This window comes from Pseudarthrobacter sp. MOO13 (genome assembly GCF_058267655.1).
Genome location: NZ_CM177848.1, coordinates 3,119,690 through 3,145,961, shown reverse-complemented (window position 1 = coordinate 3,145,961; position 26,272 = coordinate 3,119,690). Strand labels below are relative to the sequence as shown.

General features: G+C 65.2%; 22 protein-coding genes and 1 rRNA gene. 17 read left to right on the top strand and 6 right to left on the bottom strand.

Annotation, left to right across the window (positions count from 1 at the left end):
* Positions 1 to 6: 6 nt before the first annotated feature.
* Together AC4EEO_RS14340 and AC4EEO_RS14335 are read right to left on the bottom strand one after the other, a co-directional pair.
* Complete coding sequence (locus AC4EEO_RS14340) at positions 7 to 1,260, bottom strand: MFS transporter (RefSeq protein WP_491329415.1); 1,254 nt, start codon at positions 1,258 to 1,260, stop codon at positions 7 to 9.
* Positions 1,257 to 1,718 carry a MarR family winged helix-turn-helix transcriptional regulator gene (locus AC4EEO_RS14335; RefSeq protein ID WP_018762278.1) on the bottom strand — a complete coding sequence of 154 codons (462 nt, stop codon included), beginning with the start codon at positions 1,716 to 1,718 and terminating at the stop codon, positions 1,257 to 1,259. Before AC4EEO_RS14335 ends, AC4EEO_RS14340 begins: the two co-directional genes overlap by 4 nt.
* A 406-nt stretch (positions 1,719 to 2,124) precedes the next feature.
* Here AC4EEO_RS14335 and AC4EEO_RS14330 point away from each other — a divergent pair, with 406 nt between their 5' ends.
* From AC4EEO_RS14330 to AC4EEO_RS14300, 7 genes are all read left to right on the top strand, one after another.
* Positions 2,125 to 2,358, top strand: coding sequence for a hypothetical protein (locus tag AC4EEO_RS14330; RefSeq protein WP_491339138.1), 234 nt, complete (start codon positions 2,125 to 2,127; stop codon positions 2,356 to 2,358).
* A 54-nt stretch (positions 2,359 to 2,412) separates the two neighbouring features.
* On the top strand, positions 2,413 to 2,994 hold the full coding sequence (locus tag AC4EEO_RS14325; RefSeq protein ID WP_109863978.1) for an SOUL family heme-binding protein: 582 nt from the start codon (positions 2,413 to 2,415) through the stop codon (positions 2,992 to 2,994).
* Positions 2,995 to 3,381: 387 nt separating this feature from the next.
* Positions 3,382 to 5,463 carry a beta-galactosidase gene (locus AC4EEO_RS14320; RefSeq protein WP_491339137.1) on the top strand — a complete coding sequence of 694 codons (2,082 nt, stop codon included), beginning with the start codon at positions 3,382 to 3,384 and terminating at the stop codon, positions 5,461 to 5,463.
* 8 nt (positions 5,464 to 5,471) lie between these two features.
* Positions 5,472 to 6,452 (top strand): ABC transporter permease, encoded by a 981-nt coding sequence (locus tag AC4EEO_RS14315; RefSeq protein WP_109863980.1) that lies wholly within the window; start codon positions 5,472 to 5,474, stop codon positions 6,450 to 6,452.
* An 83-nt stretch (positions 6,453 to 6,535) separates the two neighbouring features.
* Positions 6,536 to 7,405: a carbohydrate ABC transporter permease gene (locus AC4EEO_RS14310; protein WP_026264722.1), complete on the top strand. Its 870-nt coding sequence runs from the start codon at positions 6,536 to 6,538 to the stop codon at positions 7,403 to 7,405.
* A gap of 6 nt (positions 7,406 to 7,411) precedes the next feature.
* Entirely contained in the window at positions 7,412 to 9,046 is a 1,635-nt protein-coding gene (locus tag AC4EEO_RS14305) for an ABC transporter substrate-binding protein (protein WP_018762284.1), read from the top strand.
* A gap of 48 nt (positions 9,047 to 9,094) precedes the next feature.
* The gene (locus tag AC4EEO_RS14300) at positions 9,095 to 9,772 is read left to right on the top strand and encodes a DUF624 domain-containing protein (protein WP_491339136.1); all 678 of its coding nucleotides are present in this window, start codon (positions 9,095 to 9,097) and stop codon (positions 9,770 to 9,772) included.
* A 5-nt stretch (positions 9,773 to 9,777) separates the two neighbouring features.
* Here the strand turns inward: AC4EEO_RS14300 and AC4EEO_RS14295 are convergent, their stop codons facing one another.
* A complete protein-coding gene (locus AC4EEO_RS14295) occupies positions 9,778 to 10,515 on the bottom strand; it encodes an alpha/beta fold hydrolase (RefSeq protein ID WP_491339135.1) in 738 nt (245 codons plus the stop codon).
* 73 nt (positions 10,516 to 10,588) lie between these two features.
* Between AC4EEO_RS14295 and AC4EEO_RS14290 the strand changes: the two genes are divergently transcribed.
* Entirely contained in the window at positions 10,589 to 11,284 is a 696-nt protein-coding gene (locus tag AC4EEO_RS14290; protein WP_491339134.1) for a helix-turn-helix transcriptional regulator, read from the top strand.
* Positions 11,285 to 11,302: 18 nt separating this feature from the next.
* Here the strand turns inward: AC4EEO_RS14290 and AC4EEO_RS14285 are convergent, their stop codons facing one another.
* Positions 11,303 to 13,681, bottom strand: coding sequence for a glycoside hydrolase family 3 N-terminal domain-containing protein (locus AC4EEO_RS14285; protein WP_491339133.1), 2,379 nt, complete (start codon positions 13,679 to 13,681; stop codon positions 11,303 to 11,305).
* A 297-nt stretch (positions 13,682 to 13,978) separates the two neighbouring features.
* Between AC4EEO_RS14285 and AC4EEO_RS14280 the strand changes: the two genes are divergently transcribed.
* From AC4EEO_RS14280 to AC4EEO_RS14260, 5 genes are read left to right on the top strand one after another with little or no spacing between them, the layout of a single operon-like run.
* Positions 13,979 to 15,112 (top strand): Gfo/Idh/MocA family protein, encoded by a 1,134-nt coding sequence (locus AC4EEO_RS14280; RefSeq protein ID WP_491339132.1) that lies wholly within the window; start codon positions 13,979 to 13,981, stop codon positions 15,110 to 15,112.
* 35 nt (positions 15,113 to 15,147) lie between these two features.
* Complete coding sequence (locus tag AC4EEO_RS14275) at positions 15,148 to 16,113, top strand: DUF6807 domain-containing protein (protein ID WP_491339131.1); 966 nt, start codon at positions 15,148 to 15,150, stop codon at positions 16,111 to 16,113.
* A gap of 2 nt (positions 16,114 to 16,115) precedes the next feature.
* Entirely contained in the window at positions 16,116 to 16,847 is a 732-nt protein-coding gene (locus AC4EEO_RS14270) for a cupin domain-containing protein (protein ID WP_491339130.1), read from the top strand.
* A 36-nt stretch (positions 16,848 to 16,883) separates the two neighbouring features.
* Entirely contained in the window at positions 16,884 to 17,909 is a 1,026-nt protein-coding gene (locus AC4EEO_RS14265; RefSeq protein ID WP_109863988.1) for a LacI family DNA-binding transcriptional regulator, read from the top strand.
* Between the two features lie 29 nt (positions 17,910 to 17,938).
* Positions 17,939 to 18,442: a GNAT family N-acetyltransferase gene (locus AC4EEO_RS14260; protein ID WP_018762294.1), complete on the top strand. Its 504-nt coding sequence runs from the start codon at positions 17,939 to 17,941 to the stop codon at positions 18,440 to 18,442.
* Here the strand turns inward: AC4EEO_RS14260 and AC4EEO_RS14255 are convergent.
* Positions 18,439 to 18,834: a VOC family protein gene (locus AC4EEO_RS14255; RefSeq protein ID WP_109863989.1), complete on the bottom strand. Its 396-nt coding sequence runs from the start codon at positions 18,832 to 18,834 to the stop codon at positions 18,439 to 18,441. The genes AC4EEO_RS14260 and AC4EEO_RS14255 overlap by 4 nt on opposite strands.
* Before the next feature lie 269 nt (positions 18,835 to 19,103).
* Here AC4EEO_RS14255 and AC4EEO_RS14250 point away from each other — a divergent pair, with 269 nt between their 5' ends.
* The gene (locus tag AC4EEO_RS14250) at positions 19,104 to 20,486 is read left to right on the top strand and encodes a GmrSD restriction endonuclease domain-containing protein (RefSeq protein WP_491339129.1); all 1,383 of its coding nucleotides are present in this window, start codon (positions 19,104 to 19,106) and stop codon (positions 20,484 to 20,486) included.
* A 66-nt stretch (positions 20,487 to 20,552) separates the two neighbouring features.
* Entirely contained in the window at positions 20,553 to 21,287 is a 735-nt protein-coding gene (locus tag AC4EEO_RS14245) for an excalibur calcium-binding domain-containing protein (RefSeq protein ID WP_491339128.1), read from the top strand.
* 159 nt (positions 21,288 to 21,446) lie between these two features.
* Here the strand turns inward: AC4EEO_RS14245 and AC4EEO_RS14240 are convergent, their stop codons facing one another.
* Positions 21,447 to 22,319, bottom strand: a complete 873-nt coding sequence (locus AC4EEO_RS14240) for a universal stress protein (protein WP_491339127.1) — start codon at positions 22,317 to 22,319, stop codon at positions 21,447 to 21,449.
* 347 nt (positions 22,320 to 22,666) lie between these two features.
* Here AC4EEO_RS14240 and AC4EEO_RS14235 point away from each other — a divergent pair, with 347 nt between their 5' ends.
* Positions 22,667 to 23,755, top strand: coding sequence for a TerC family protein (locus AC4EEO_RS14235; protein WP_491339126.1), 1,089 nt, complete (start codon positions 22,667 to 22,669; stop codon positions 23,753 to 23,755).
* A 536-nt stretch (positions 23,756 to 24,291) separates the two neighbouring features.
* Positions 24,292 to 25,815 (top strand): 16S ribosomal RNA (locus AC4EEO_RS14230).
* The last annotated feature ends 457 nt before the right edge of the window (positions 25,816 to 26,272 follow it).

The following is a 26,272-nucleotide window of genomic DNA, read 5'->3' as shown; positions in this document are numbered from 1 at the left end:
CGACTCTCAGACGGCCGGTTCCCGCCTGCCCAGCGCCATCCGGAGCGCGCCGCGGAAAGTAATCCGGTTCCGCCTGCTCACCGCCACCACCGCCGCGATTCCGGCCAGGAGCACCACGATGCCGCCGGAGGCGACCGACCAGCGTGCACCGTACTGGCTGCCTATCCACCCCACCAGGGGCGAACCCAGCGCGGTGCCGCCTTGCAGCACTGCCAGGTACAGCGCCAGGACGCGGCCACGGAACGGGGCTTCCACGGAGAGCTGGATGCTGGTGTTGCAGCTGTTCAGGAAAGTGATGGACGCCAGGCCCACCGGAACCAGGATGGCTGCGTACGTCCAGAACGATGGCGCCAGGCTGCCGAGGATCGTGAAGAAGCCCAGCCCCAACGCGCCGCCCAGGAGGAAGCGCAGCCGGGGGCCGGACCGGCGCGCGGCCAGGAGGGCGCCGGCGAGCGTACCTACCGCCATGATCGAGCCGAGGAGCCCGAATTCACTGGGCCCCATGCTGAACTCGGTGGTGGCCATCAGCGAGTTGATGACCGGGAAGTTCATGCCGAACGCGCCCAGGATACCCACCAGGACCATGATCAACATCAGATCCGGACGGCGGCGCACATACCGGATGCCCTCCACCACCTGGTGCTTGTTGCGTTGGCCTGCCACGGGGGCCGGCTGGGTGATGCGGATCCGGAACAGCGAGACCAGGACGGCGGCGAAGCTGGCAGCGTTGAGCAGGAACACCGGGCCGGTGCCCACCCACGCGATGAGGACGCCGGCGATTGCGGGGCCGGTAAGCCGGGCGGTATTGAAGGACGCCGAGTTCAAGGCCACTGCATTGGAGATGTTGTCCTGGCCAACCAGTTCGGACACGAAGGCCTGGCGGGCGGGGGCATCCACGGCGCTGGCAACTCCCAGGCAGAACGCAGCCACGTAGGCGTGCCACAACTGGGCGGTGCCGGTGACCACGAGCAGGCCGATGGCCAAGCCGGTGAAGCCCATGGCCAGCTGCGTCCACATCAGGATGATGCGCTTGCGGTACCGGTCCGCCAGCACTCCGCCGTACGGGCCGAACAGCAGCATGGGCAGGAACTGCAGGCCGGTGGTGAGGCCCACCGCGGCACCGGAGTGGTCCGTAAGGACGGTCAGGACCAGCCAGTCCTGTGCCACCCGCTGCATCCAGGTGCCGATGTTGGACACGATCGCGCCGCCGGCCCAGATGCGGTAGTTGGGGTTTTCGAGGGCCCGGAACATGGCACTCATTTGGCGCTCATTTCCTGCATGATGCGGGCCGCGCGGCTCAGTGTGAGCCGGTCATCCTCGCTGAGTCCTGCCACGCGCCGGGCCAGCCAAGCGGTCCGCTGCCGGCGTGCTTCCTCGAGGACCGTCCTGCCGGCGTCGGTGATGTCCACGCGAACCTGGCGGCCGTCGTCGGGATGGGCGGACCTGGTGACGAATCCTTGGTCGGCGAGGGCGTTGACGATCCTGGTCATGGACGGGGCCTGGACGTGTTCGCTCTCTGCCAGTGCGCGCAGCGTGCTGGGACCGCTGCCGTTGAGCAGGGCCAGGACGGTGTACTGGCCAGGGGTGATGATGTCGCCGGTTGCTTCGACGCGGAGCCGGCGGGACGTGCGCATCACGGCGGTGCGCAGGTCGATGGCGAGGGTGTCCGGGGCGGTGGGGTCTGCTGTGGCCTGGGGTTTGGTGTGGGCGGGTGACATGTAAGCGGGTGCGCCTCCTGCTGCGGTTATTTAGCACTGCTAATTAGTTCTGCTAACTAGTATGCCGCTCATGGTTGCCCATGGCAACGGTCCAGTGTGTGGTTTTGCTGACAGGCTCGGGCAGAATGGGAGCCGTGACTGGGCGCAGAACCGACAAGAACCGCAAACCCGCGCGGCCGTGGAAGATAAGGCTGAACCTGGCGGTCACCGTCCTGGTCCTTTGCCTGGGGCCCATCATGATCGGTGCGGGCAGCTTCATGATCAACGCGGACGAAGAACTCGCGCGCACTGGAGCGCGGGCAACCGGAACGTCCTCCACTTTGACGATGTCACCAAGGCATCCCAGCGCAGGATCCGGGTTGACTTCACGACGCCGGACGGATCGGCCCACCGGACGTTCGCGGCCGTGGACCACGACCAGCACCCTGTGGTGGGAACCGATGTTCCTGTGATCTATGCCGAAGATGATCCTGGCCGGGCGATCGTTCCGGGCTATGAAAGTGGCGGAGAGTGGTTCCGTGGTGCCGGCGTGGTCCTGACAGCGCTCTTCGGTGGAATTGGAACCCTGGCCGTCGTCCTGATGGGAGTGGGGGCCCTGCGCGGCTTCCTTCGGAGGCGCGCCACACGGCGCGTGGTGTGAGCCGGGGCGCAGGTCTGGCCGCCCAGGCGCCACGGGCGTAGGCTCTGACGCACCATGACTGAACATCAGCCCTATGAACTGATCCGCCGGTATCCACATTTCGAGCTCCGTTGGTATCCGGCTTACGTCGTGGCTGAGGTCAAGGTCAGGGCGGACTTTGACCGGGCCGGAAACGCGGCGTTCCGCTACCTGTTCAATTACATCAGCGGCAACAACTCCGCCCGCCGCAAGCTGGCCATGACTGCGCCCGTCATCCAGGAGCCTGGTTCCCCGCAGAAGCTGGCCATGACGGCTCCCGTGCTGCAGCAGGGGCCGTTGCCGGGAGCCCGTGGGCCGGCGGAGTTCGTGGTGGGATTCGTGCTCCCGGCCGGCGTCACGGCCGACACGGCCCCGGCTCCCGCCGACCCCAGGGTGACGGTGCGCGCCGTTCCGGCCTCCCTTTCCGCTGCCCTCAGCTTCACGGGCGGCGGCTCCGCTTCTTCCTTCGAGCGGCATACCGCGGGGCTCCAAGCGGCACTGAAAGTTGCCGGGCTGACGCCGGTCGGCGCTCCGCGATACGCGCGCTTCGACCCGCCCTTCAAGCCCTGGTTCCTGCGACGCAATGAAGTGCTGCAGGACATCAAAGAGCCAGGATAGCGGGCGCCGGACCACTGCCTGCCGCTGGCGGAGGAGGGCGTTCGCGCCCACCGGGGGGTGGCCGGCCTGGATCGTGCGGTCCCAGGCTGGCTGTTGATACTGGCGTTGGCGCTGCGAAACCTGCCACGCCGGTCGTACAAGCAGCTCCGATAGTTTCTTCCAACCCTGGAAAATACGGAACTTGGCCTGCGCCTGGACCGACTTTTTCCGGACGGGGGCCTTCTGTATGCATCCATGTTAGCGTTCGCATCCGCGGCAATGCGGAGAATGGAGTGCGCTCCTACTTTCACGTACCTGTTGTTATTGCTGAAAGTTTACGATAGTTTCTCTGTGTGATGCAGGTCGCACTGGTGGGGAACCCGCGGCCAACATGCCAACCAAAGGACAATGATGACCAGCGAGCAACGCACCCATACACCCGAACACCGGCTTAAGCGCCTGCATGACCGGCTTGGCGGCATCGCCTACGGAGGGGATTACAACCCCGAGCAGTGGCCGCGCGAGGTGTGGGACGAGGACGTCCGCCTCATGAAGGAAGCAGGGGTCAACCTGGTTACCCTGGCCGTTTTCTCCTGGAGCAGACTCGAAACGGCGGACGGCATCTACGACTTCAGCTGGCTGGACGAGATCATGGACCTGCTGCACGCCAACGGCATCGGCGTGGACCTGGCCACTCCGGACGCTGTCCCGCCGGCCTGGCTGATCGCCCGGCACCCGGACATCCTTCCGGTCCTGGCTGACGGCAGCACCTTCGGCTTCGGCTCCCGCCAGCACTTCGACGTCTCCCACCCCGCCTACCGGGAAAAGTCCCTGGCGATGGCGGAAAAGATGGGGGAGCGGTACGCCGCCCACCCCGCCCTGTGCATGTGGCACGTCAACAACGAGTACGGCCCCGTCTCCTACGGCCCGCACGCCGACCGCGCCTTCCGGGAATGGCTCCAGGACAAGTACGGCAGCCTGGAGGAACTGAACCGGGCCTGGAGCACCGACGTGTGGGGCCAGGTCTACTCCGACTGGGCCCAGGTCAATGCACCTGCCCAGCCCCGCACCTGGTCCAACCCGTCCCGCCGGCTCGATTACCACCGGTTCACCTCGGACAGCATGCTGGCGCACTACAAGGCCGAACGGGACATCCTGCGCCGCCACACGCCGGAACTGCCCGTTGTCACCAACTTCATGCGCTTCTACAAGAACAACGACTACTGGGCCTGGGCCGCCGAGGAAGATGCCGCCGCACTGGACATCTATCCGGACCCTCGCGAATCCGACGCGCACGTTGCCGCCGCCCTCAACTTCGACCTCATGCGCTCACTGCGGAAGGGCCAGCCCTGGCTGGTCATGGAACAAGCCACCGCAGCCGTCAGCCAATGGTCCGTCAACGTCTCCAAACTGCCCGGCAAGATGCGTTTAGGCTCCTACCAGGCGATTGCCCAGGGAGCCGATTCCATCCTCTTTTTCCAGTGGCGCCAGGCCAGGGGAGGCACCGAACGCTTCCACTCCGGCATGGTCAACCATGCCGGCCCCAACACGCGGGTGTTCCGGGAGGTCTGCGAACTGGGCCGGGAGCTCAAGAACCTCTCCGGAATCACCGGCACCCGCTCCACCGCCAAGGTGGCGCTGGTCTTTGACTGGGACTGCTGGTGGGCCCTGGAACTGGGCAACTCGCCCCGCTCGGACCTGAGCTACGCGCAGGAAGTCCTCCGCCTTTACCGGCCCTTCTTTGACGCCAACATCACCGTGGACTTCGTGGACACCACCAGCGACCTTCACCAGTACAGCTTGGTGGTCCTTCCCGCCACCTACCTGCTTACCGACGACGCCGCACAGCGCTACGAGGACTACGTCGCCGGCGGCGGCCGGCTGGTGGCCAGCTACCTCTCCGGCATTGTGGACCAGGACAACACGATCCGGCTCGGCGGCTACCCTGGCGCCCTCCGCAACGTCCTGGGCGCGTGGAGCGAGGAGATGCACCCGCTGGCCGGGGAGGGCGAGGCCGTCAAGCTTTCAACGGCCGACGGCGGCACGGCCTCAGCGGATTACTGGACCGAACACCTGCACGCCACCTCGGCGGAGGTGCTGGCCAGCTACGCCTCGGGCAGGCTGGCCGGGTCGCCGGCCGTCACCCGCAACAGTTTCGGCCGCGGCACCGCCGTCTACCTCTCGGCGAGGGTGGACGGCACCTACCTGGAGGAACTGCTCGACGCCGAACGGACCGCTGCGGGGATCCGCCCCGAACTGGACGCACCGCTGGGAGTGCAGGTCCGCCGTCGTGCCGGCAACGGACGCAGCTACCTGCTGGTCCTCAACCACAACGACGCACCGGCCCGGGTGGATGTTGGGGCGGGCGGCACGGACGTGCTCACCGGCACCCGAATCACGGGTGCAGTGGAACTGGCCGCCAACGGGGTCCTGGTCCTGGAAGAGGCAACTGGCGAACACGCCCGCACATACGCAGAAGCCGGCCGGTAGGAGGCAACATGGCCACGCAATTGGAAGTACCTCCCGGAGCGGTCACCACACAGCCGCCCGGCCGCAAGGACAAACCACGGAACAAGCCCGGCGGCTGGAAGCTTGCCATCAAGCGCGACTGGCGGCTCTACACGCTGGTGCTGCTGCCGCTGGCCTACTTCGCCATCTTCCGCTACCTGCCCATGGCCGGCAACGTCATCGCGTTCCGGCAATTCCAGCCCGGCGGCAGCATCTTCGGCGAGAAATGGGTGGGACTGAAGTACGTCACCCTGTTCATCAACGATCCCAGTTTCTGGCAGGCCTTCCAGAACACCATCATCCTGGGCGTGCTGACCCTCCTGTTCTGCTTCCCCATGCCCATCATCTTCGCGCTGATGCTGAACGAGCTGCGCTCGCAGAAGTTCAAGAAATTCGTCCAGACGGTGGCGTACCTGCCGCACTTCATGTCAGTGGTGATCATCGCCGGCATGATCCTGCAGAACTTCTCCATGACCGGTACGGTGAACCAGATCGCCAGTGCGGTCTTCGGAAGCACGGTGAACTTCACCCAGGACGCCGCCTGGTTCCGGCCCATGTACATCAGCTCCGAGGTGTGGCAGACCATGGGCTGGGGCGCCATCCTGTACCTGGCCGCCCTCACCAGGGTCGACGAGTCGCTGTATGAGGCCGCCCGGATCGACGGCGCCAACCGGTGGCAACAGACCTGGCATGTGACCCTCCCGGCCATCCGGCCCACCATCATCACGCTGCTGATCCTGAACATCGGCACGTTCATGGCCGTGGGCTTCGAGAAGATCCTGCTGATTTACAACCCGCTCAACTACCAGACCTCGGACGTCATCTCCACCTACCTGTACCGGGTGGGCCTGGAATCGTCCAACTTCAGCTACGCGGCCGCGATCGGCATGTTCGAATCCGTCATCGGCCTCACGCTGATCCTATCCGCGAACGCCATCTCCAAACGGCTCGCCGGAACGAGCCTGTGGTGAAAGGGGCCATCGTGAAAGGGACAACCGTGAAGGAAACCGCAGTGCAAAAGCCCACGGCGGACACCGGTGTGCTGGTCAAGGACATGAAGGTCTCCCGCAGCATGCGGGTGTTCCGCGTGGCCAACCTGGTGTTCCTGCTGGTGGTGGTCTTCCTGACCATGTACCCGTTCCTGAACATCCTGGCGCAGAGCTTCTCCAGCGAAGGGTTCATCAACGCCGGGCAGGTCAACCTTTTCCCGCTGGGGTTCAACACCCAGACCTACCAGCTTATCCTGGCGGACTCGGTGTTCTGGCGGAATTACGGCAACACCGTCCTGTACACGGTGGTGGCCACCGCGATCTCGATGGTCCTGACCACCAGCTTCGCGTACGCGATCGCCAAGAAGGACCTCAAGGGACGCAGCGTGTTCATCGGCATCGCCGTGTTCACCATGTTCTTCAACGGCGGCCTGATCCCCAACTACGTGCTCATCACGTCGCTGGGCATGCGGGACACCCTGTGGGCCGTGGTGCTGCCCAACGCCATCAGTGTCTTCAACCTGCTGATCATGAAGTCGTTCTTCGAAAACATGCCCCGGGAACTGGAGGAGGCGGCCGCCATCGACGGCCTCACCCAGTACGGCGTCCTGTTCAAGGTGGTGCTGCCGCTGAGTAAGGCCATCGTGGCCACCATGGTGCTCTTCTACGCCGTGGCCAACTGGAACTCCTGGTTCCAGGCGTTCCTTTACCTGGACAACCCGGACCTGTTCCCGGTAACCATCTACCTCCGCAACATGATTGCCGGCGTCACCACCGCGGGTTCGGCCGGCGGCACGGCAGAGAACGTGGGCCAGATCGCCGCCAACATCCAGTCGGTGACCATCGTGCTCACCATCATCCCCATCCTGTGCGTCTACCCGTTCGTCCAGAAGTACTTCTTTTCGGGCGTCATGCTCGGCTCCGTCAAGGAATAACCCGTTATGAAAGGAAAACCCATGATCCGCAGACGAGATTTCCTCGGCCTGTCCGCGCTCGCAGCCTTCGGCCTGGTGATGGCCGGGTGCGACTCGGATTCCGGCAGCAAGGTGGACACCTCCAAGGCCCGCAACGGTGCGATGGACAGCTTCGGGGTGGGGGACACGTTCAAGGCGACGACGCCGCTGAGCTTCACGTTCCTCTTCAGCGACCAACCCACCTACCCGTACAAGAAGGACTGGCTGCTCTTCACCAAGATGGCCAGCGACAACAACGTCACGCTGCAGCCCACCATCGTCCCCAGCAGCGACTACGAGCAAAAGCGGAGCCTCCTGATCAGCTCCGGCAGCGCACCCGAGATCATCGCCAAGACCTACCCGGGCCAGGAGAGCGCGTATGTGTCCTCCGGTGCGGTTCTCCCGGTCAGCGACTACGTGGATCTCATGCCCCACTACCAGGACAAAATCAAGAAATGGAAGCTGGAACCTGAAATCGCTGGACTCACCCAGGAGGACGGGAAGTACTACGTCCTGCCTGGCCTGCACGAGGAGCTCTGGCCGGACTACACGCTGGCGTTCCGCACCGACGTGCTGGAAAAGGAAGGCATTGCCGAGCCCAAGAGCTGGGACGAGTTCCGCGAGGTGCTCCGCAAGCTCAAGAAGTCCCATCCCGACGTCGTGCCCTTCTCCGACCGGTTCAATGGCAACAGCGTGCTGAACATTGCCGGCACCGCGTTCGGCACGGTGGCAGGCTGGGGCCTGGTGGACGGCTTGACGTTCGACGACGGCAAGAAGCAATTCGCCTTCGGCTCGGCCAGCAGCCAGTTCAAGGACCTGGTCACCTACTTCAACTCGCTGGTGTCCGAGGGCCTGATGGACCCGGAAAGCTTCACCCAGACCGACGATTCCGCCATCCAGAAGTTCACGTCCGGCAAGTCGTTCGTGATCAGCGCCAACTCGCAGAACATCATCACCTACCGCACGTCCATGGAGCAGTCACTGGGCAAGGGCAACTTCGCGGTCCGCAAGATCACCGTCCCCGGCGGCCCGGCCGGTGACCTGATCGGTGGTTCGCGGCTGGAGAACGGCATCATGCTTAACTCTTCGGTGAAGGACAAAGACAGCTTCGTGGCGCTGATGCAGTACATCGACTGGCTGTTCTACAGCGACGCCGGCCAGGAATTCTCCAAGTGGGGCGTCCAGGGTACCACCTACACCAAGGAAGGCAGCAAGCGCGTCCTGGCCAAGGACATCAACTTCCAGGGCCTGAACCCGGCAGGTACCAAGGACCTGCGCGTGGACTACGGCTTCTCCGGTGGCAATTTCTCCTATGGCGGCACCACGGACTTGCTGCAGTCCACCTTCAACGACGAGGAGCTGGCGTTCCAAAAGGCCATGAAGAGCAAGACGCCCAAGCCAGTGGCGCCGCCCGTGCCGTTCAGCGACACGGACCGCGAACAGGCCACGCTGGTGCTCACGCCGCTCAAGGACCACGTCAAGCAGAACACCTTGAAGTTCATTACCGGCCAGCGGCCCCTCTCCGAGTTCGACGCCTACGTCAAGGAGCTGGACAGCAAGGGCATGGGCAAGTATGTAGATTTGGCCAACAAGGCGTACAAGGCCTACGCGGACAAGAAGTAGGCGGACGACGGCGGCAGCCTGCCTGCCGCGGCAACCGAAAGGCAGTTGGTGGTTCAGAAGAAAGCGGAGTACGGTGCCGGCCCCCTCTTCAGGGCGGCCGGCACCGTGGCGGGCGTGATGACGGGCTCGGCCCTGCTGGTGCTGGCCAACGTACTGCTGCCGGCGGCACTGGTGGCGGCCCCGTTCGCAGGGGCCTGGCTGGTCCTGCCGGCGCTCATTCCGGCCGGTCCGGCGCTGGTGGCGTGCATCTATGCGTTCAACCGGATGCTCACGGGGCATGAGGGACAGGTGTACCAGGACTTCATCCGCGGCTACCGGATGAATGCCGGCCAGGCCCTGCAGGTGTGGCTGCCGTACCTGCTGGTCCTGGCCGTCATCGCGGTGAACCTCGCCGGACTGCCGTCGCTCGGACCCGCCGCACCGGCGCTCCGGCCGGCGTTGCTGGTCCTCGCGCTGCTCGTGGCCACAGCGGGCTTTAACGCGCTGCTGCTGTTGTCCCGGTTCTCGTTCCGGACCCGGGACGTGTACCGGCTCTCCCTGTACAGCTTCAGCGCCCGGAAGCGGGTCTCCTTGGGCAACGCCGGCATCCTGTTCGTCACCGCCACCCTCCTGCTGATGACCACCACCTACCTGCTGCCGCTGCTCGCCGGGACCGTGGTGTTCCTGGTGTGCCTGAACTCGCGCCCGCTGCTGGCGCTGGTTGAGGAGAAATTCACTCTCGCCTGACCTCGTCAGTTTGTGCGGGACGCGGCTGACCCAATGGCTTTGGCGAGGTCGCGGGGACGGCTCCACATGGGCCAGTGCCCCGTTGGGAGGTCGATGACGTCGAGGTGTTCGACGTGCGCGACTTCTGCAAACATGGCATGCCCGCCGCGGGCGAGCTCCAGCACCTGCGCGCTCGGAATCGAACAGCACACCAGGGTGATCCGGACCTTGTGGCGGGCATCGTTCCTGAGCTCGACGGCCTGACGAAGCACAGGCCCGGGTTCAGGGACGGCCCGGGCCCGAAAACGCTCGAGGACTTCCGGGCTCAGGCCCTCGAGGCTCGCCTGCTGTCCGAGGACATCGAAGGGCGGCAGCGGAAGCTCCGCCAACTCTCCCGGGATGCCCGCGCCGAAGCCGCTTCCCGGTGCCACAGGGCCCGAGTCGACCCACACCACTCGATGGACAAGTTCGGGGTGTCGGTCAAGGACGAGGCTGACTGGGGCGTTTGCTCCGCTGTGGGCGACGAGGATGGCGGGCTGGTCCGCAGAGGCCCCGAGCCGGCTGACGACGTCCAGGACCGCTGCGGCCTGGTCGTCGAGGGTTTTTGCCGCACGCCCGGGATCGTCCACGTCGAGGCCGGGCAGCGTCATCGCGACTGCGCGGGAGTGGTCGGTTGCCAGGTGTTCCAGCACTTCGTCCCACGCCCAGGCGCCCAGCCAGTGGCCGGCGATGAGAACAATGGGACGGCTTGAAGTAGTTGTCATGCCAATACCCTCGCAGGCGTACCGGACAAGGGTATGTCACTATTTATGTCATGAATTTGCCAGGGCCTGAACGGTGAAGCGGGTCGAACGGCTCCATGCCCTCTCCGAGATGTTGCGCCGCAGCGGCAGGCGGGGGATTTCCGCCGAACGGCTGGCTGCGGCGTTTGAGGTATCCGTTCGCACCATCAAGCGGGACCTCGATGCGTTGGAGAACAGCGGGGCGCCGGTATGGTCCCGGCCGGGTCCGGGCGGTGGCTACGGTTTGGCTGGAGGTGCGTCCCTGCCTCCCGTCAGCCTGTCACCGGCCCAGGCCGTGGCGCTCATGGCAGCGGTGTCCGCCGCGCCTGATGTCCCCTACGCCGATCTGGCAGCAGCAGGTGTCCGAAAGATCATGGATGTCCTCGATCCCAAAACCCGGGCACAAGCGGACGAGCTGGCCCACCGCGTCTGGGTCAACGCGCTTCCCGCCTCGTCCCGCGCCATCAAATCCGCACTGGAGGAGGCGATGGCCGAGCAGCGCGTGATCCGCCTCCGCTACACGGCGGGGGACGGGACCGCCACCACCCGCGACGTCGAGCCGGTGCTGTTCGCCGCCACCAGCGGCCAGTGGTACCTGGTTGGGTGGTGCCGGCTGCGCGACGCAATGCGGTGGTTCACCGTCTCGCGCATCGAGCGGGCCGTCGTCACCAAGACGGCCTGCAGCGGCCATGGCATCCATGAGGTTGGGGAACCCCCGGCTAACGCCAGGCCGGTGCACGGCCGGGGATGACAGGTCCGGTCGGCACGGCTAAAGCGGGGTTACCGTTACCGGTGTCAGCATCTCCCGGTCAAAGCCCACCTCGCGGCGGTCGCCGTGCAGGATGAGTTCGTGGGTGTGGAGGTCCCGGCTGCTGGAGGTCGATACATGGAGCTTCACCAAGCCCGGGGTCACCACCCGCTTCAGGTCCACCCCGGTAAAGGAGGTCCGGTCCGCGTGCACCGTGAACTCCACCCGGGCCGCGGCGCCGGCCGCAAGGTCAACCCGGGCGTAGCCAATCAGTTCACGGACAGGCCGCACCACTTCGCCCACCGGGTCCTCGAGGTACAGCTGCACCACTTCCGCCCCGTCAACCGGGCCGGTATTGGCCACCGAGCATCCCACGGTGACGGAGCCCGCCGTCGTCATCGTGGGCCCGCTGGCCGTGTGGCAGGAAAAGTCGAAGGTCGTGTAGGACAGGCCGTGCCCGAAACCGAACAGCGGTGAGGGGTCCAGTGCGCTGACGCCGGACGGCCCGGCCAGGCGGCTGTGCAGGTAGGTGCCCGGTTGTCCGCCGGAGGTCCGCGGCACGGAAACCGGCAGCTTGCCGGACGGAGTCACGGCTCCGGTCAGGACGTCCCACAGCGCCTCGGCGCCCTCCTCGCCCGGGAAGAACCCCTGCACGATTGCTCCGGCCCTGGCCGCGAAGTCGCCCAGCGCGTAAGGCCGGCCGCTGAGGACCACCACGATGGTGCGGGTGCCGGCGGCCTCGGCAGCCGTGAGGACCTGGTCCAGCATGCGGTGCTGGTCACCGGGGAGCCGCAGGTCGGCAGCGTCGTTGCCTTCGCCGGAGGTGCCCCGGCCAAAGAGGCCCGCATTGTCACCCACTACGATCACGCAGGTGTCCACCGCTGAGGCAATCCGGCAGGCTTCCAGGACCTGCGTGTCGCTGATGGCCTCGCACGTTCCCGTGGCGGCGGTCCGGATCCGGCCAAACCGCTCGGCGGCTGCACCGGCCACAGTCGGAACCCGGATGCCCATGGGCACCTCGGGATGCGATGCGCCGACGTGGGCGTCAAAGGAATAGCAGCCCAGCATGGCGAACGGGTCCTGCGCCAGCGGCCCCACGACGCCCACCGACGCCAAAGCCGCCGCCGGCAGCGGCAGGCTTGGCCCGTCGTCGTGCGCCCTGTTGGTCAGCAGCACCAGGGACTGCGTGGCGATCTCCCGGGCCAGCGCCCGGTGGGCCGCAGGGTCAAGGTCGATGGCGCCGGCAGCCAGGGCCGGGGGAGCTGGGTCGAAGTCCGGCGAGAGCAGCCCGGCTTCCTGCTTTTGCCGGAGCACCCGCAGGAGTGCGGTGTCCACCAGGGATTCGGGGACCTCGCCGGAGCGCACGCGCTCAAGCAGGGGCAGGCCGTAGCAGTTCACCGTTGGCAGTTCCACGTCCACGCCCGCTGCCAACGCCAGGGCTGCAGCCTCTCCGGAATCGGCGGCGATGCCATGCGTGGCGTTGAGGAAGGCGATGCCGAAGTAGTCCGCCACCACGGTCCCGGCGAAGCCCCACTCGTCCCGGAGCAGGGAGGTCAGCAGGGCACGGTTTGCCGCGGCGGGAATACCGTCGGTGTCCGTGTAGGCGTGCATCACGGAACGGGCGCCGCCGTCCTTGATGGCCAGTTCGAACGGCGGCAGCATGACGTCCGCGAGTTCCCGGGGGCCCATGGAGACGGGCGCGTGGTTCCGTCCGGCGCGTGAGGCGGAGTAGCCCACGAAGTGCTTGAGGGTGGCAATGATCCCTTCGGCTTCCAGCCCTTTGACGTAGGAGCTTGCCACGGTGCCCACGAGGTAGGGGTCCTCGCCAATGGTTTCTTCCACCCTGCCCCAGCGGAGGTCCCGCACCACATCCAGTACCGGCGCGAGGCCCTGGTGGACGCCCAGTTGCCGCATCTGGCCGCCGATCAAGCCGGCCATCCGGCGCACCAGCGCCGGGTTGAAGGTGGCGCCCCAGGCCAGCGGTACAGGGAAGGCGGTCGCTTTCCAGGCGGCCAGCCCGGCCAGGCATTCCTCGTGCACCTGCGCGGGGATCCGGAACCGTGAGGCGGCCATGATCTGCTCCTGCGCAGCGGCCAGCCGGCGCGCCCCCTCAAGTGGTTCCAGCGGAACCGTGCCGTACATCCGGGTGATCTGGCCGAGGCCCGCAGAAATCACGTCGTCCCAGGAACGGGCGTCGCCTGCCATTTCGTTCTGCAACGGGGCAACAGAGTCGCCTTCAGTGGAAGCATTTACCCACACGCCCACCAGCTGGGCCAGTTTTTCCTCAAGGGTCATCTGCCGCACCAGCTCCTCGAGGGACAGGTGTCCGACGGCGGAAGGCGGCTCGACGCCCGCCGCGGGTGAGGGGAGGGCTTGCTTTTCGGCGGCACCGCTGGTCACGGACGTCTCCTAGGATCGGACGATGTTTCTAAGAAAGTATCAGAAACTTATGTTTAGTTTCTAGATCGAAACCCCTTGACTCTGGAATCAAAATCTTCCTACGGTTGAAAACAAAGCCTTGGACACGTAGCTGCAGCGAGCATCCGAAACTTCGAAGAGAGCATAGAAAGTTTCTTGAGGAGCATCGGCGATGCAGGGTCACCCGGCCGGTGCAATGCCGGGTGGTCCGGCATCATCACGGCAACCGCTTCGGGGCACGCTTCTGGGCAACGACTTCACTGCAACGACGGAGAGAACATGCGCACGTACAAAGTGGCCATTGTGGGCACCGGCGGGATCGCCGCGGTCCACGCGGACAACCTGGCACGGACAGGCGGGCGCGCCGAGCTCGTCGCAGCCTGCGACGTGGACCAGGGCCGGCTGGACTCCTTTGCGGAGAAGCACGGCATTCCCGGCACATACCTCACGGTGGCCGAACTGCTCGCGGGGGCCCAGCCGGACATCGTGCACCTGTGCACCCCGCCCATGCTGCACATCGACCAAGCCATCGAATGCCTTGAAGCCGGGGTGCATGTCCTCTCGGAGAAGCCCCCGGCACTGAGCCTGGCGGACTTCGACCGGCTGGAGAAAGCCCAGGCTAAAGGCGGCGCCCAGTTCTCCTGCGTGTTCCAGCACCGGTTTGGGGATGCCGCCGCGGCCGCCCGGGAACTGATCGGGGGCGCCGGGTTCGGCCGCCCGCTGGTGGCCCGCTGCGATACCCTCTGGTACCGGCCGGACAGCTACTGGGACCTGCCCTGGCGCGGCACGTGGAACGCCGAGGGTGGCGGCCCCACCATGGGCCACGGCATCCACCAATTCGATCTCCTCCTGCACCTGCTGGGACCGTGGGAGGAAGTCACCGCGATAGCAGGCCGGCAGGCACGTGCCACGTCCACCGAAGACCTGTCCGCCGCGCTGGTCCGGTTCCGCAACGGCGCCGTGGCCACCATCGTCAACTCGTTGCTCTCGCCCCGGGAGACCTCGGACATCCGGATCGACTGCGAGTTCGCCACCGTGGAACTGAGCCACCTTTACGGCTACGCCACGGACAACTGGACCGTTACCGGCGCACCAGGCCACGAAGACCGGGTCCGCACCGAATGGCGCAGCCGGCCGCTGGAAGGCGGCAGCGGACACTCCGCCCAGTTCCTGGCCATGTACCAAGCGCTCGACGCCGGGCTTCCGCTGCCCGCCGGCGCAGACTCCGCCCGGCAGACCCTTGAGCTCGCTGCCGCGATCTACGCCTCCGCCTTTACCGGCAGGGCCGTCCGCCGCGGCGAGATCGTCCCCGGCCACCCCTTCTACGGCGGGATGGACGGAGACGGGCTGGGCACCGCCGCCCTGGATGCCACGGCCCTCAACGAAACAGCTTTCGACGCCGCCCGCGCCTGACACCCCACACCCCACACCCCAAGGAGCCTCCCGCCATGACCACCGCCCCTGCAGCCGTCCACACAGCCCGGCTGGATGTCACCGACGACGGCGCAGCCCTCACGTTTACCGCCGACGGCAAGCCCATCGCCACCTATACCTACCGGCCCACCGACCCCCAATACGAGAGCCCCCGCCCGTTCTTCCATCCGCTGACCACCTTGGGCGGAGACGACGTGACCATTTCCCGGCCCTGGGACCACGTCTGGCACAAGGGGCTCTCCTGGGCGCTCCCGAACGTGGGCAGCCACAACTTCTGGGGCGGCGCCACCTACACGCGCGCCACCGAGTACGCCAACCTGGACAACAACGGCGCCATGACCCACGCCGCCTTCACCGGGATCGAGCACTCCGGCGCAGGGATCACCGCATCGGAATCCCTCACCTGGACCTCGCAGGACGGTGACCCGGTCATTGCGGAGGACCGCCGGTTCAACGTCCAGTTGCTGGCGGACGGCGGTGCCGGCGACGAAACCGGAGGTGCCTACGCCATCCTCTTCGAAACCCGGATGGACAACATCTCCGGGGCAGAGATCCGGATCGGCAGCCCCACCACGGAAGGCCGCCACAACGCAGGCTACGGCGGTCTCTTCTGGCGCGGCCCACGGTCCTTTACCGGCGGCGAATTCCGCAACCAGGAAGGCGCCGGTACCGACGAATTCATGGGCACCCGATCGCCGTGGATCGCCTTTACCGGCAAGCACGACGTCAGTTGCCGGTCCTCCACCGTTGCCTTCGTGGAAGACGGTTCGAACCCCGGCGCACCGAACCAGTGGTTCGCGCGGTCCTCCATGTTCGCCTGCCTGGGTTCAGCACCCTTCTTCAGCGCCGAGGTCCCGCTCCGGGCAGGTGAGCCGCTGACGTACCGCTATGCGGTGGTGATCGCCGACGGCGGCGTGGACCAGGGCCGTGCCGCGGCGCTGGCGGCAGCCGCGCAAACCGCCCTTGGCAATTGGGCCTGAGTATGGGCTCAACGTTCCCGGGTGCTACCGGCCTGTCCGAGATCAGCATTTACGACTGGCCGGGGGCGGATGGCGCCGCCGGCGGATCGCCGCACGTGCACACCGCCTCCACCGAGGCGTATGTGGTGCTGGCGGGAGCGGGCCGGCTGGAGACCCTTGATTCACGAGGGTTCACCACCACTGCGCTGGAGCCCGGCGTGGTTCTCTGGTTCACCCCCGGTACAGTCCACCGCGCCATCAACGATTCGGGGGACCTGAAGATCCTGGTGGTCATGCAAAACGCAGGGCTGCCCGAACACGGGGACGCCGTGATGACCTTCCCGCCGGAGCACCTCACCGACCCGGCAGCGTACCGCCGCGCCGCGGTCCTGGAGCAGACTGATGCCGACACGGGACTGGTCGCAGCCGAGGAAGCCGCGCGCCGTCGTCGTGACCTGGCGCTGGAAGGCTACCTGGCGCTCAAGGACGCTGTCCTCGAATCCGGGCCGGCGGCGTTGGCGGGATTCCACGCCGCGGCCGCCCGGCTGGCGTCCGCCAGGGCCGGAGCCTGGGCCGGGCTTCTGGCAGCCGGCGCAGCCCGGCAGGCCGAGGTCACCCGGCGGCAACTGGCTTCTCTGGACACGGCGGAAAGTATCTATCTGGCGAACGCGCGAACTACGATGGGAAAACGGGAAAACCGCAGGATTTACGGCATGTGCGGCCGGATTCAGGCGTGGGAACTTTCCGATAACTAGCCCCGGGCGCGTGACCCGGGTGAAAGGGTGGTTTCCGTGGTGAGCAAACAGGACACCGGGCGCGCGACAATCAGCGAGATTGCCCGCGAGGCCGGCGTATCCGTTCCCACCGTGTCCAAGGTGCTGAACGGGCATGCGCACGTCGCCGCGGAGACCCGGGCGCGGGTGGAGGAAATCATCGCCCGCCGCGATTACGCGCGCCGCCCGGCCAAGCGCCGGCAGAAGGCCGGCCTTGTGGACCTCGTGTTTCCCGGCCTGGGCTCGGAATGGGCCTTGGAGATCATCGAGGGCGTGGAGCGGGTGGCGCAGGACGCCGGATACGGAACCGTGGTGAGCAGCCTGAGCCTGGACGGGTCCCGAATCCGGCCCTGGTTGGCAAACCTCGCGGAGCGTAAATCCGACGGCCTGCTGATGGCCGTGTACCAGCTGGACGCCAAACAGATCCAGCGGGTGAAATCGCTGGGGATCCCGGTGGTCCTGATCGACCCCGTGGGCCAGCCCGGACCGGACCTGATGACGGTGGGCGCGGCCAACTGGGAGGGCGGCTACTCGGCCACGGAACACCTGCTCAAGCTGGGGCACAAACGGATCGCCATGATTGGCGGACGCGAAGACCTGCAATGCAGCAGCGCCCGCGAGGACGGCTACATCTCCGCGCTGCGCCGGGCCGGCATTGCGCTGGACCCGGCCCTGATGGTGCCGGGCAACTTTTCCATCGAGGCCGGCGAGGCGGCCACGCGCAAGCTACTGGAACTGCCGGACAGGCCGACGGCGATCTTCACCGGCAACGACGACCAGGCACTGGGCGCCTACCGTGCGGCGCGCTCTGCCGGGCTGCGCATCCCGGAAGACCTGTCCATCATTGGTTTCGACGACATCCCCGCCGCCGAATGGGTTGAGCCGGGCCTCACCACCATCCGGCAGCCGGTGGTGCAGATGGCGGAAACCGCCATGCGTGCCCTGCTGCGGCACCTGGACGGCGACGAGGAACTGCCGCAACGGATCGAGCTGGGCACCGAACTGGTGGTCCGCGGATCCACGGCGGCCCCGCCAACACATTGATCCGGTGCCGCCCTTATTAGGCTGGAGCGATGGATTATGTACTTCGACGGGCCACTCCGGAGGATGCCGAGGCCATCGTGTTGATGCATACGGCCGCGCACGAAGAAAGCTACGGACACCTGCTTTCGCCCGGATTCTTTGCTGAGCGGCGGCGCTCAATCCCGGAACGCGTGGCCCGGCGTCGGCCGTATCTTGAGGCTCCCCACCCGCGGATCGTCGCCGAGGACGCCAACGGCGAGATTGTAGGCCTTGCCGACGCCGGCCCGCCGCGCCAGGAAGACAGCCCGTTCGCGCTGGAGCTGTACTCGATTTTCGTACTGAAGCGCGCACAGGGGAGCGGGCTGGGGAAGGCCCTGCTGGAGGCCGCCCTGGGCGGTTCGCCCGCCTACTTGTGGGTTCTTGAGGAGAACGTCAAGGCGCAGTCCTTCTACCGCCGCCAAGGCTTTAGGTTCGACGGCGGTCGCGGCAACCTGCCGCCGGAGTGGGAAAGCGTGCCGGAACTGCGGATGGTCCGGGACCGGCCCGCGGGCTAGCCGGCTTTGTGGGCGTCGCGGACGGCGGGCGGGGTTTGTCCCTGCATGACCCAGCGGTTGCCGTCTGGGTCGCTGAAGTAGGCGAACAGGACGCCGCCCAGGTCCTGGATTTCGCTGATCTCGGCCCCGCGCTGCACTAGTTCATCGCGGACGGCCGGGAGGTCCGGAACCACCAGTTGAAGACCTTCCAGGCTGCCCGGAGCCATGGCGGTCATGCCGGTTCCGATCACTACCGAGGCGGCAGAACCTGGCGGCGTCAGCTGGACAACGCGCATGCCGGGGATGTGCTCCACGTCATGGTCCAGCACAAAGCCCAGCTGTTCGGTGTAAAAAGCTTTTGATTTCTCGACATCGGAAACCGGGACCTGGACCACTTCGAGGCGCATCTGCATGCGGGCAACTCTACCTTTGCCCATGCCAGCGGGGGAACGGTCGTCCGGCGCAGGTCCATTCGCCCTCCGGCCGTATTGTGACGCGCGGGAAGCCCGCTTCCTCAAGGTTCCCTCAAGACTGGCTGAATGTTGGCCGAGTATTCACGGCGGCGGCAAATCCGCGCGTCATGGGGCCGTAGGCTCAGCGGCATCGAGCTTTGCAGGGCTTAGCAGAAGGCCCGGCAGAAAAGGGGTGCCGACTTGCTCGGCGTCCTCATCATTGGGGAAGAATGTCCGACTACCAGACCCTCTTGGGGGCTGCTCAATCCGCGCCGACGCCGAAGCCGCCGCGGAATCCACGCGCTTCGACGTTTGCCATCGGAGCAATTACCGCCATCTTCATGCTGTTGGGCGCACTCAGCGGCGGTGTTGGAGGCGCCCTGATTTTCCTCGGCATCTCCGGTGCGCTGACTGGTCTTTACGTCGTGCTCACTGGAAGGCGGTCCTGGGCCTGGCTGCCGGCGAAACGCAAGGCCGGCGCCGTCGCCATAGCCGCGTCCTTCGCCCTTCTCATCGGTGGTGCCGGGGCGCTGCCCCGTGTCGCAGGCGCGGACCTTGAGGCCGCCTCCGCGGAAAGCAGGGCTACGGCGAGGGCAGCGACAGCGAGCGTCACTGCGCCGGCCGTGGCGGCGCCGTCGTCCATGCCCACTCCTACGCCCACGACTGGGGACACCGGCGAGCCGCTGGACCCGGACACCCCCAACGCCGTAGCGGCGGGCGTCTCCGCGGCAGCGCCCAACCCGCAGCCCGCCTACGCCACCAAGGCGATCGACCTGCTTGCAACGCTTGCCATCAAGGGCCGCGCGCCGAAGACGGGCTATGACCGGGCGCAATTCGGGCAGGCATGGGCGGACGTGGACCGGAACGGTTGCGATACGCGCAATGACATCCTCCAGCGGGACCTCACCGGCATCACGTTCACGAACAATGTGCCCTGCAAGGTGCAGTCCGGCACCCTCGCCGATCCGTATACCGGCACCACCATCGGTTTCGTACGCGGATCCGCGACGAGCACCGCCGTGCAGATCGACCACGTGGTGGCGTTGAGCGACGCCTGGCAGAAGGGGGCCCAGCAGTTGACCGCCGGGCAGCGGACGGCATTCGCGAATGACCCGCTGAACCTGCAGGCGACTGACGGGCCTGCCAACCAGCAAAAGGGCGACGGTGACGCCGCCACCTGGCTGCCGCCCAACAAGGGGTACCGGTGCGAGTACGTCGCCCGGCAAATTTCCGTGAAGGCCACGTACGGGTTGTGGGTGACCCAGGCGGAGCACGACGCGATGGCACGGATCCTGGGCGACTGCACCGGGCAGCTGGCACCGACCAACCAGCAGGCGCCGCCGCCCGTCGCTGCCGAGCCGGCACCTTCCGCCGTTGCGCCTGCTCCTGCAGCTCCCGTGCCGGCTCCGGTTGCGCCGGCGCCGGCTCCGGTTGCCCCCGCTCCTGCTCCGGTTGCCCCTGCTCCTGCTCCTGCTGCGCCCGCCCCCGCGGCGGCTGTGTACTACGCCAACTGCACTGCGGCGAGGGCCGCAGGAGCGGCGCCGATCTACGCGGGCCAGGCCGGATACCGGCCGGCGCTGGACCGCGACTCCGACGGCGTCGCCTGCGAGTAGGGCTCTTGCCCGGGATTCGCCGGGCTCTCTTTCCACCATCACCATCACGCATTCCTAGGGGGAATCATGAAAGAAAACATCGGGCCTGCCGCCGGCAGGTTGAAGAAGACGCTGGCCTTGGCTGTGTTGACCGGACTTATGTTGACCGGCTGCGGCGGCGGCAAGCAGGCTGCGGTGGAGCCGGCCTCCGCGGCATCGGCGACTGCCACGGTGGAAGCCTCCGTCACCGTCCCGGGAGTTGTAGGGCTGACCCTGGACACGGCGACGGACCAACTGGAGAAGCTTGGCTTCAAGGTTGACGCGGTTGACTCTGTTGACGGCAAATCGATCATCGTGAAGAAGAACTGGCAGGTGCTGACCCAGGACCCTTCCAACGGAGCCCAGGCAGCAAAGGGCTCCACGGTGCACCTTGGCGTTAAGTCCCTGGAAAAGATCGCCGCTGAAAAGGCTGCGGCCGAGAAGGCTGCAGCTGACAAGGCAGCTGCAGACGCGGCCGCGAAGGCCGCCGCCGCGAAGGCCGCTGCCGACAAAGTCGCGGCGGACAAAGCGGCATCGGACAAGGCTGCGGCTGATCAAGCTGCTGCTGCCAAAGCGGCAGCAGACCAAGCTGCCGCCGCCGCGGCTCAGCAGGCGGCGCAGGCGCCTGCTCCCGCGGCCGTTCCTGCTGCGCCGGCGCCGGCGGCATACTTCGCAAACTGCACAGCCGCTAAAGCGGCCGGGGCGGCCCCGCTGTACAGGGGGCAGCCAGGTTACCGGTCGGCTCTGGACCGCGACGGTGACGGAGTTGCCTGCGAGCGTTAGAACCGCGAGCCGTGGAAGCCTTCCTTCTCGCGAAGGTTTCCACGGCATTCCTGTATTCGGTCAGAGTCGGATCACCGGCCACGCCGGATACCCCAAGCCTCGGATGCCTTTGAGTCCCTGCGTTTAGGTTGCGCGACCGGGCACCCACGTCCATCCGGATTAGGACCCGTGCGCTGCCTTGGCGGCGGGCGGGCGCCGGGAAACGAGCACTGGACCCTTGGCATGGTGGAGGACGGCATGGGCCGTCGAACCGATGCTTCCCTTGATCAGTCCGTGGCCTTTCGTCCCGACGACGGTGAGGCGTGCGCCTTGGGCTGCGTGCAGGATGGCGCGGGGTACAGAGGTGTCGGTCAGGAGCTGCTGTTCAACCATAAGCCCGGGCGCCAACTCCTGCGCCTTGGCAACAGCCGAGTCCAGCAGAGCCTCGGCCGCGGCACCGGGGTCAACAGGGTCCCGGACAAGCCGGTAGCCGGCCGGAACCGTCCGGACGTGGATGATGACCAGCCGGGCTCCCGACGAGGGGGCCGCGGTGCAAGCATCCTCAAGTGCCGCGGAGGACTCCGGGTCCTCAACGGCGACCACCACGGGGCCGTAAGGGTCTTCGCCGGGCTTGATCACAGCCACGGGACACGATGCGGTGGCTGCCATCTCAAGGCTGACGGAGCCGATGAGCAGGCCCATGAATCCGCCGAGTCCGCGACTCCCGAGGACCAGCATGTCCTGGCCAGCGGAGAGCCTGGGCAGATTGACGTTGGGGCTCCCGGACAACAGACTGGTCCGGACTTCCACATCCGGGGCGGACTGGCGCGCGTGGGCGGCGCCCTCCTGCAGTGTTTTTTCCGCCGCGTGCTGGAGCCCGCTGTCCTTGATGCCGGGGACTGGCCCCAGGTTCTTCGTCAGCAGTGGCCACAAGGTGCAATGCACCAGATGGAGGGGAACCTTGCGCCGGGACGCCTCCCTCGCAGCCCACCGGACAGCCAGTGCAGCCGGCTCCGAACCGTCATAGCCCACGACAATGGTTTTGGATTCCACAATGCCCCATCCTCGGTCCCGGCAACCACGGCGTCGTGGAATGCCCGGGTCTATTTTCTATTGCCGAGCCTGTGGCGGGCCAGGGGCCAATGTCCCTCGACGGACAGCATTGTTTGCGCTGACAGCCCTGCACCCGACCCCCAACTGCCGGCGGCGAAGTGCGGGGAAAAGCTTTTGATGCGTACCGCCGGCGTACGTTAGAATTGACGAATCAAGGGGAGTACTCCCGTCTGTGGTTGGCCCGTCAATACGGATGCAGCGAAGCATCCCGGGCCGTCAGCTCCGGATCAGTCCGGGCGGAGGAGACCTTGGCGTAATAGTCAACGCCGAACCCTTGGAGTACCCAAATGCAGGTAACACCACTGATCTGGATCATCACCCTTGCTGTGACAGTCCTCTTCTTCGTTTACGAGTTTTTCGCGCACGTGCGCAAACCCCATGAGCCTTCCATCGGTGAATCAGCGCGTTGGTCGGCCTTCTACATTGGGCTGGCCCTCCTGTTCGGAGTTGGCATCGGCCTGGTGTCCGGCTGGTCCTACGGCGGCGAGTATTTCGCCGGGTACCTCACCGAGAAGGCACTCTCGATCGACAACTTGTTCGTCTTCCTGATCGTGATGAGCGGGTTCGCTGTCCCGAAGAAGTACCAGCAGAAAGTGCTGATGATCGGCATCGTCATCGCGCTGATTCTTCGCGGCGGTTTCATCGCCATCGGCGCCGGCCTGATCGAGAACTTCTCCTGGATTTTCTACATCTTCGGTGCGCTGCTGCTCTTCCTCGCCTACAAGCAGGCTTTCGGCAGCCACGATTCCAACCCTGCTGACGGCAAGTTCATGCAACTGGTGCGCCGCGTCCTGCCGGTTGCCGACGAATACCACGGCGACAAGCTCACAGTGAAGCAAGGCGGCAAACGCTTCTATACCCCCATGATGCTGACCATCATTGCGATTGGCTTTGTGGACCTGATCTTTGCCGTTGACTCCATTCCGGCCATCTATGGGCTTACCAACGAGGCGTACATCGTTTTCACCGCCAACGCCTTCGCCCTCATGGGCCTGCGCCAGCTGTTCTTCCTGATCGGGGGACTGCTGGAACGCCTCGTCTACCTGGCCCAGGGCCTCGCCGTCATTCTCGCCTTCATCGGCGTGAAGCTTGTCTTCCACGCACTGCACGTGAACGAACTGGCCTTCATCAACGGCGGCCAGCCGCTCCTGTGGGTCCCCGAGATCCCCATCTGGTTCTCGCTGCTGTTCATCGCTGCCACCATCGCCGTTGCCACGGTTGCCAGCCTCCTGAAGACCCGTGGCGACAACGGCGGGAGCGGCCGCCATTCTGTGGACGGCGGACCGGCTGCGGCATCCGCGGATGACCGGGAGGCGGATGGGCAGCCCGACGAAGACCCACGCCACACGGCTGGCGCACCCAAGTCATCACTGTGACTCAACGCATAAGACGGAGATCCGGCCGCTAAGACGGCCCTCAACTGCCGGAAACCGCGGAAATCCGCGGTTTCCGGCAGTGTACGGAGCCCCCTGTTCCTGGATTTGCGGTGGGGTTGGTGGGCGTGTATTGTTTTCTGAGTCGCCGCCGCTGATGCGGAAAGATAGCGGCGAAAACCCCCTTCTGAACGGCCTGGAAAATGGTTCGCTTTGTGGCGAGCCTGGTGGGTTGGGGTGGTCTTCTTCCTGGTGTGGGTCCTGAGTGATGGATTTGCGTTGGGGTGGGGGATCGGGTAAGTTTGGAAAGTTGCTCCGGAGCGATCTGCGACTGGTTTTTGGTTGTGGTGGTGCCGGGTGTGTCTGTTGTTTGAGAACTCAATAGTGTGCCAAGTTTGTTGATACCAATTGTTTTATGGATTGGTTGAATTGACTGGATCCGCCACCCCGTGGTGTGGTCTGGTTTTTACAGCTGGTTTCAAATTTTGTGCAGCCGGGTGTGGTGTTATTTCCACCTGCTTGGTTGTGTCTGTTTTTCTTCAACGGAGAGTTTGATCCTGGCTCAGGATGAACGCTGGCGGCGTGCTTAACACATGCAAGTCGAACGATGAACTGGTGCTTGCACTGGGGATTAGTGGCGAACGGGTGAGTAACACGTGAGTAACCTGCCCTTGACTCTGGGATAAGCCTGGGAAACTGGGTCTAATACCGGATATGACCTTCCATCGCATGGTGGTTGGTGGAAAGCTTTTGTGGTTTTGGATGGACTCGCGGCCTATCAGCTTGTTGGTGGGGTAATGGCCTACCAAGGCGACGACGGGTAGCCGGCCTGAGAGGGTGACCGGCCACACTGGGACTGAGACACGGCCCAGACTCCTACGGGAGGCAGCAGTGGGGAATATTGCACAATGGGCGGAAGCCTGATGCAGCGACGCCGCGTGAGGGATGACGGCCTTCGGGTTGTAAACCTCTTTCAGTAGGGAAGAAGCGAAAGTGACGGTACCTGCAGAAGAAGCGCCGGCTAACTACGTGCCAGCAGCCGCGGTAATACGTAGGGCGCAAGCGTTATCCGGAATTATTGGGCGTAAAGAGCTCGTAGGCGGTTTGTCGCGTCTGCCGTGAAAGTCCGGGGCTCAACTCCGGATCTGCGGTGGGTACGGGCAGACTAGAGTGATGTAGGGGAGACTGGAATTCCTGGTGTAGCGGTGAAATGCGCAGATATCAGGAGGAACACCGATGGCGAAGGCAGGTCTCTGGGCATTAACTGACGCTGAGGAGCGAAAGCATGGGGAGCGAACAGGATTAGATACCCTGGTAGTCCATGCCGTAAACGTTGGGCACTAGGTGTGGGGGACATTCCACGTTTTCCGCGCCGTAGCTAACGCATTAAGTGCCCCGCCTGGGGAGTACGGCCGCAAGGCTAAAACTCAAAGGAATTGACGGGGGCCCGCACAAGCGGCGGAGCATGCGGATTAATTCGATGCAACGCGAAGAACCTTACCAAGGCTTGACATGAACCGGTAATACCTGGAAACAGGTGCCCCGCTTGCGGTCGGTTTACAGGTGGTGCATGGTTGTCGTCAGCTCGTGTCGTGAGATGTTGGGTTAAGTCCCGCAACGAGCGCAACCCTCGTTCTATGTTGCCAGCACGTGATGGTGGGGACTCATAGGAGACTGCCGGGGTCAACTCGGAGGAAGGTGGGGACGACGTCAAATCATCATGCCCCTTATGTCTTGGGCTTCACGCATGCTACAATGGCCGGTACAAAGGGTTGCGATACTGTGAGGTGGAGCTAATCCCAAAAAGCCGGTCTCAGTTCGGATTGGGGTCTGCAACTCGACCCCATGAAGTCGGAGTCGCTAGTAATCGCAGATCAGCAACGCTGCGGTGAATACGTTCCCGGGCCTTGTACACACCGCCCGTCAAGTCACGAAAGTTGGTAACACCCGAAGCCGGTGGCCTAACCCCTTGTGGGAGGGAGCTGTCGAAGGTGGGACTGGCGATTGGGACTAAGTCGTAACAAGGTAGCCGTACCGGAAGGTGCGGCTGGATCACCTCCTTTCTAAGGAGCACCTACAACGGTTGCTGTCCCGTGTATGCGGGGTGGTGGTGTTGTCAGGAGTAAAGGCCCGTTTCGCGGACGAGTGTTTCGTGGCGGGTGCTCAAGGGTGGAATATCAACAAATAGCGGTCGTGGTGTTTTCTGCTTGTCTTAGTACGAGCCAGTGATGGTTCTGGAACGGTGGGTGGGTGATGGCGCGGTTTAGTGTTTGGCACACTGTTGGGTCCTGAGGCAACAGGGCCACGGACGGCTCCTGCCTGTTTGGGTGGGGGTTGTTGGTGGGTTTGTTTGTTTCTGGTTTCCTGGCTGCATCGATCATGCATGGGTGCGTCTGCTGTTGCGGGCGTGGTGTGTGGGGTGTGTGGTTTGGGGTTGTTGTTTGAGAACTACATAGTGGACGCGAGCATCTTGTATAAGAAGCAATTTCCAAGAATATGAACCTGGATCTGGCTGCGCTG

Bases quoted from the DNA above. Each gene is read 5' to 3' on its own strand.
- AC4EEO_RS14305 (WP_018762284.1), top strand. From the start codon at position 7,412: ATGAAAGGAAAACCCATGATCCGCAGACGAGATTTCCTCGGCCTGTCC.
- AC4EEO_RS14295 (WP_491339135.1), bottom strand. From the start codon at position 10,515: ATGACAACTACTTCAAGCCGTCCCATTGTTCTCATCGCCGGCCACTGG.
- AC4EEO_RS14270 (WP_491339130.1), top strand. From the start codon at position 16,116: ATGGGCTCAACGTTCCCGGGTGCTACCGGCCTGTCCGAGATCAGCATT.
- AC4EEO_RS14315 (WP_109863980.1), top strand. From the start codon at position 5,472: ATGGCCACGCAATTGGAAGTACCTCCCGGAGCGGTCACCACACAGCCG.
- AC4EEO_RS14255 (WP_109863989.1), bottom strand. From the start codon at position 18,834: ATGCAGATGCGCCTCGAAGTGGTCCAGGTCCCGGTTTCCGATGTCGAG.
- AC4EEO_RS14280 (WP_491339132.1), top strand. From the start codon at position 13,979: ATGCGCACGTACAAAGTGGCCATTGTGGGCACCGGCGGGATCGCCGCG.
- AC4EEO_RS14260 (WP_018762294.1), top strand. From the start codon at position 17,939: ATGGATTATGTACTTCGACGGGCCACTCCGGAGGATGCCGAGGCCATC.
- AC4EEO_RS14335 (WP_018762278.1), bottom strand. From the start codon at position 1,718: ATGTCACCCGCCCACACCAAACCCCAGGCCACAGCAGACCCCACCGCC.
- AC4EEO_RS14325 (WP_109863978.1), top strand. From the start codon at position 2,413: ATGACTGAACATCAGCCCTATGAACTGATCCGCCGGTATCCACATTTC.
- AC4EEO_RS14235 (WP_491339126.1), top strand. From the start codon at position 22,667: ATGCAGGTAACACCACTGATCTGGATCATCACCCTTGCTGTGACAGTC.
- AC4EEO_RS14340 (WP_491329415.1), bottom strand. From the start codon at position 1,260: ATGAGTGCCATGTTCCGGGCCCTCGAAAACCCCAACTACCGCATCTGG.
- AC4EEO_RS14245 (WP_491339128.1), top strand. From the start codon at position 20,553: ATGAAAGAAAACATCGGGCCTGCCGCCGGCAGGTTGAAGAAGACGCTG.
- AC4EEO_RS14310 (WP_026264722.1), top strand. From the start codon at position 6,536: ATGAAGGTCTCCCGCAGCATGCGGGTGTTCCGCGTGGCCAACCTGGTG.
- AC4EEO_RS14320 (WP_491339137.1), top strand. From the start codon at position 3,382: ATGATGACCAGCGAGCAACGCACCCATACACCCGAACACCGGCTTAAG.
- AC4EEO_RS14250 (WP_491339129.1), top strand. From the start codon at position 19,104: ATGTCCGACTACCAGACCCTCTTGGGGGCTGCTCAATCCGCGCCGACG.
- AC4EEO_RS14275 (WP_491339131.1), top strand. From the start codon at position 15,148: ATGACCACCGCCCCTGCAGCCGTCCACACAGCCCGGCTGGATGTCACC.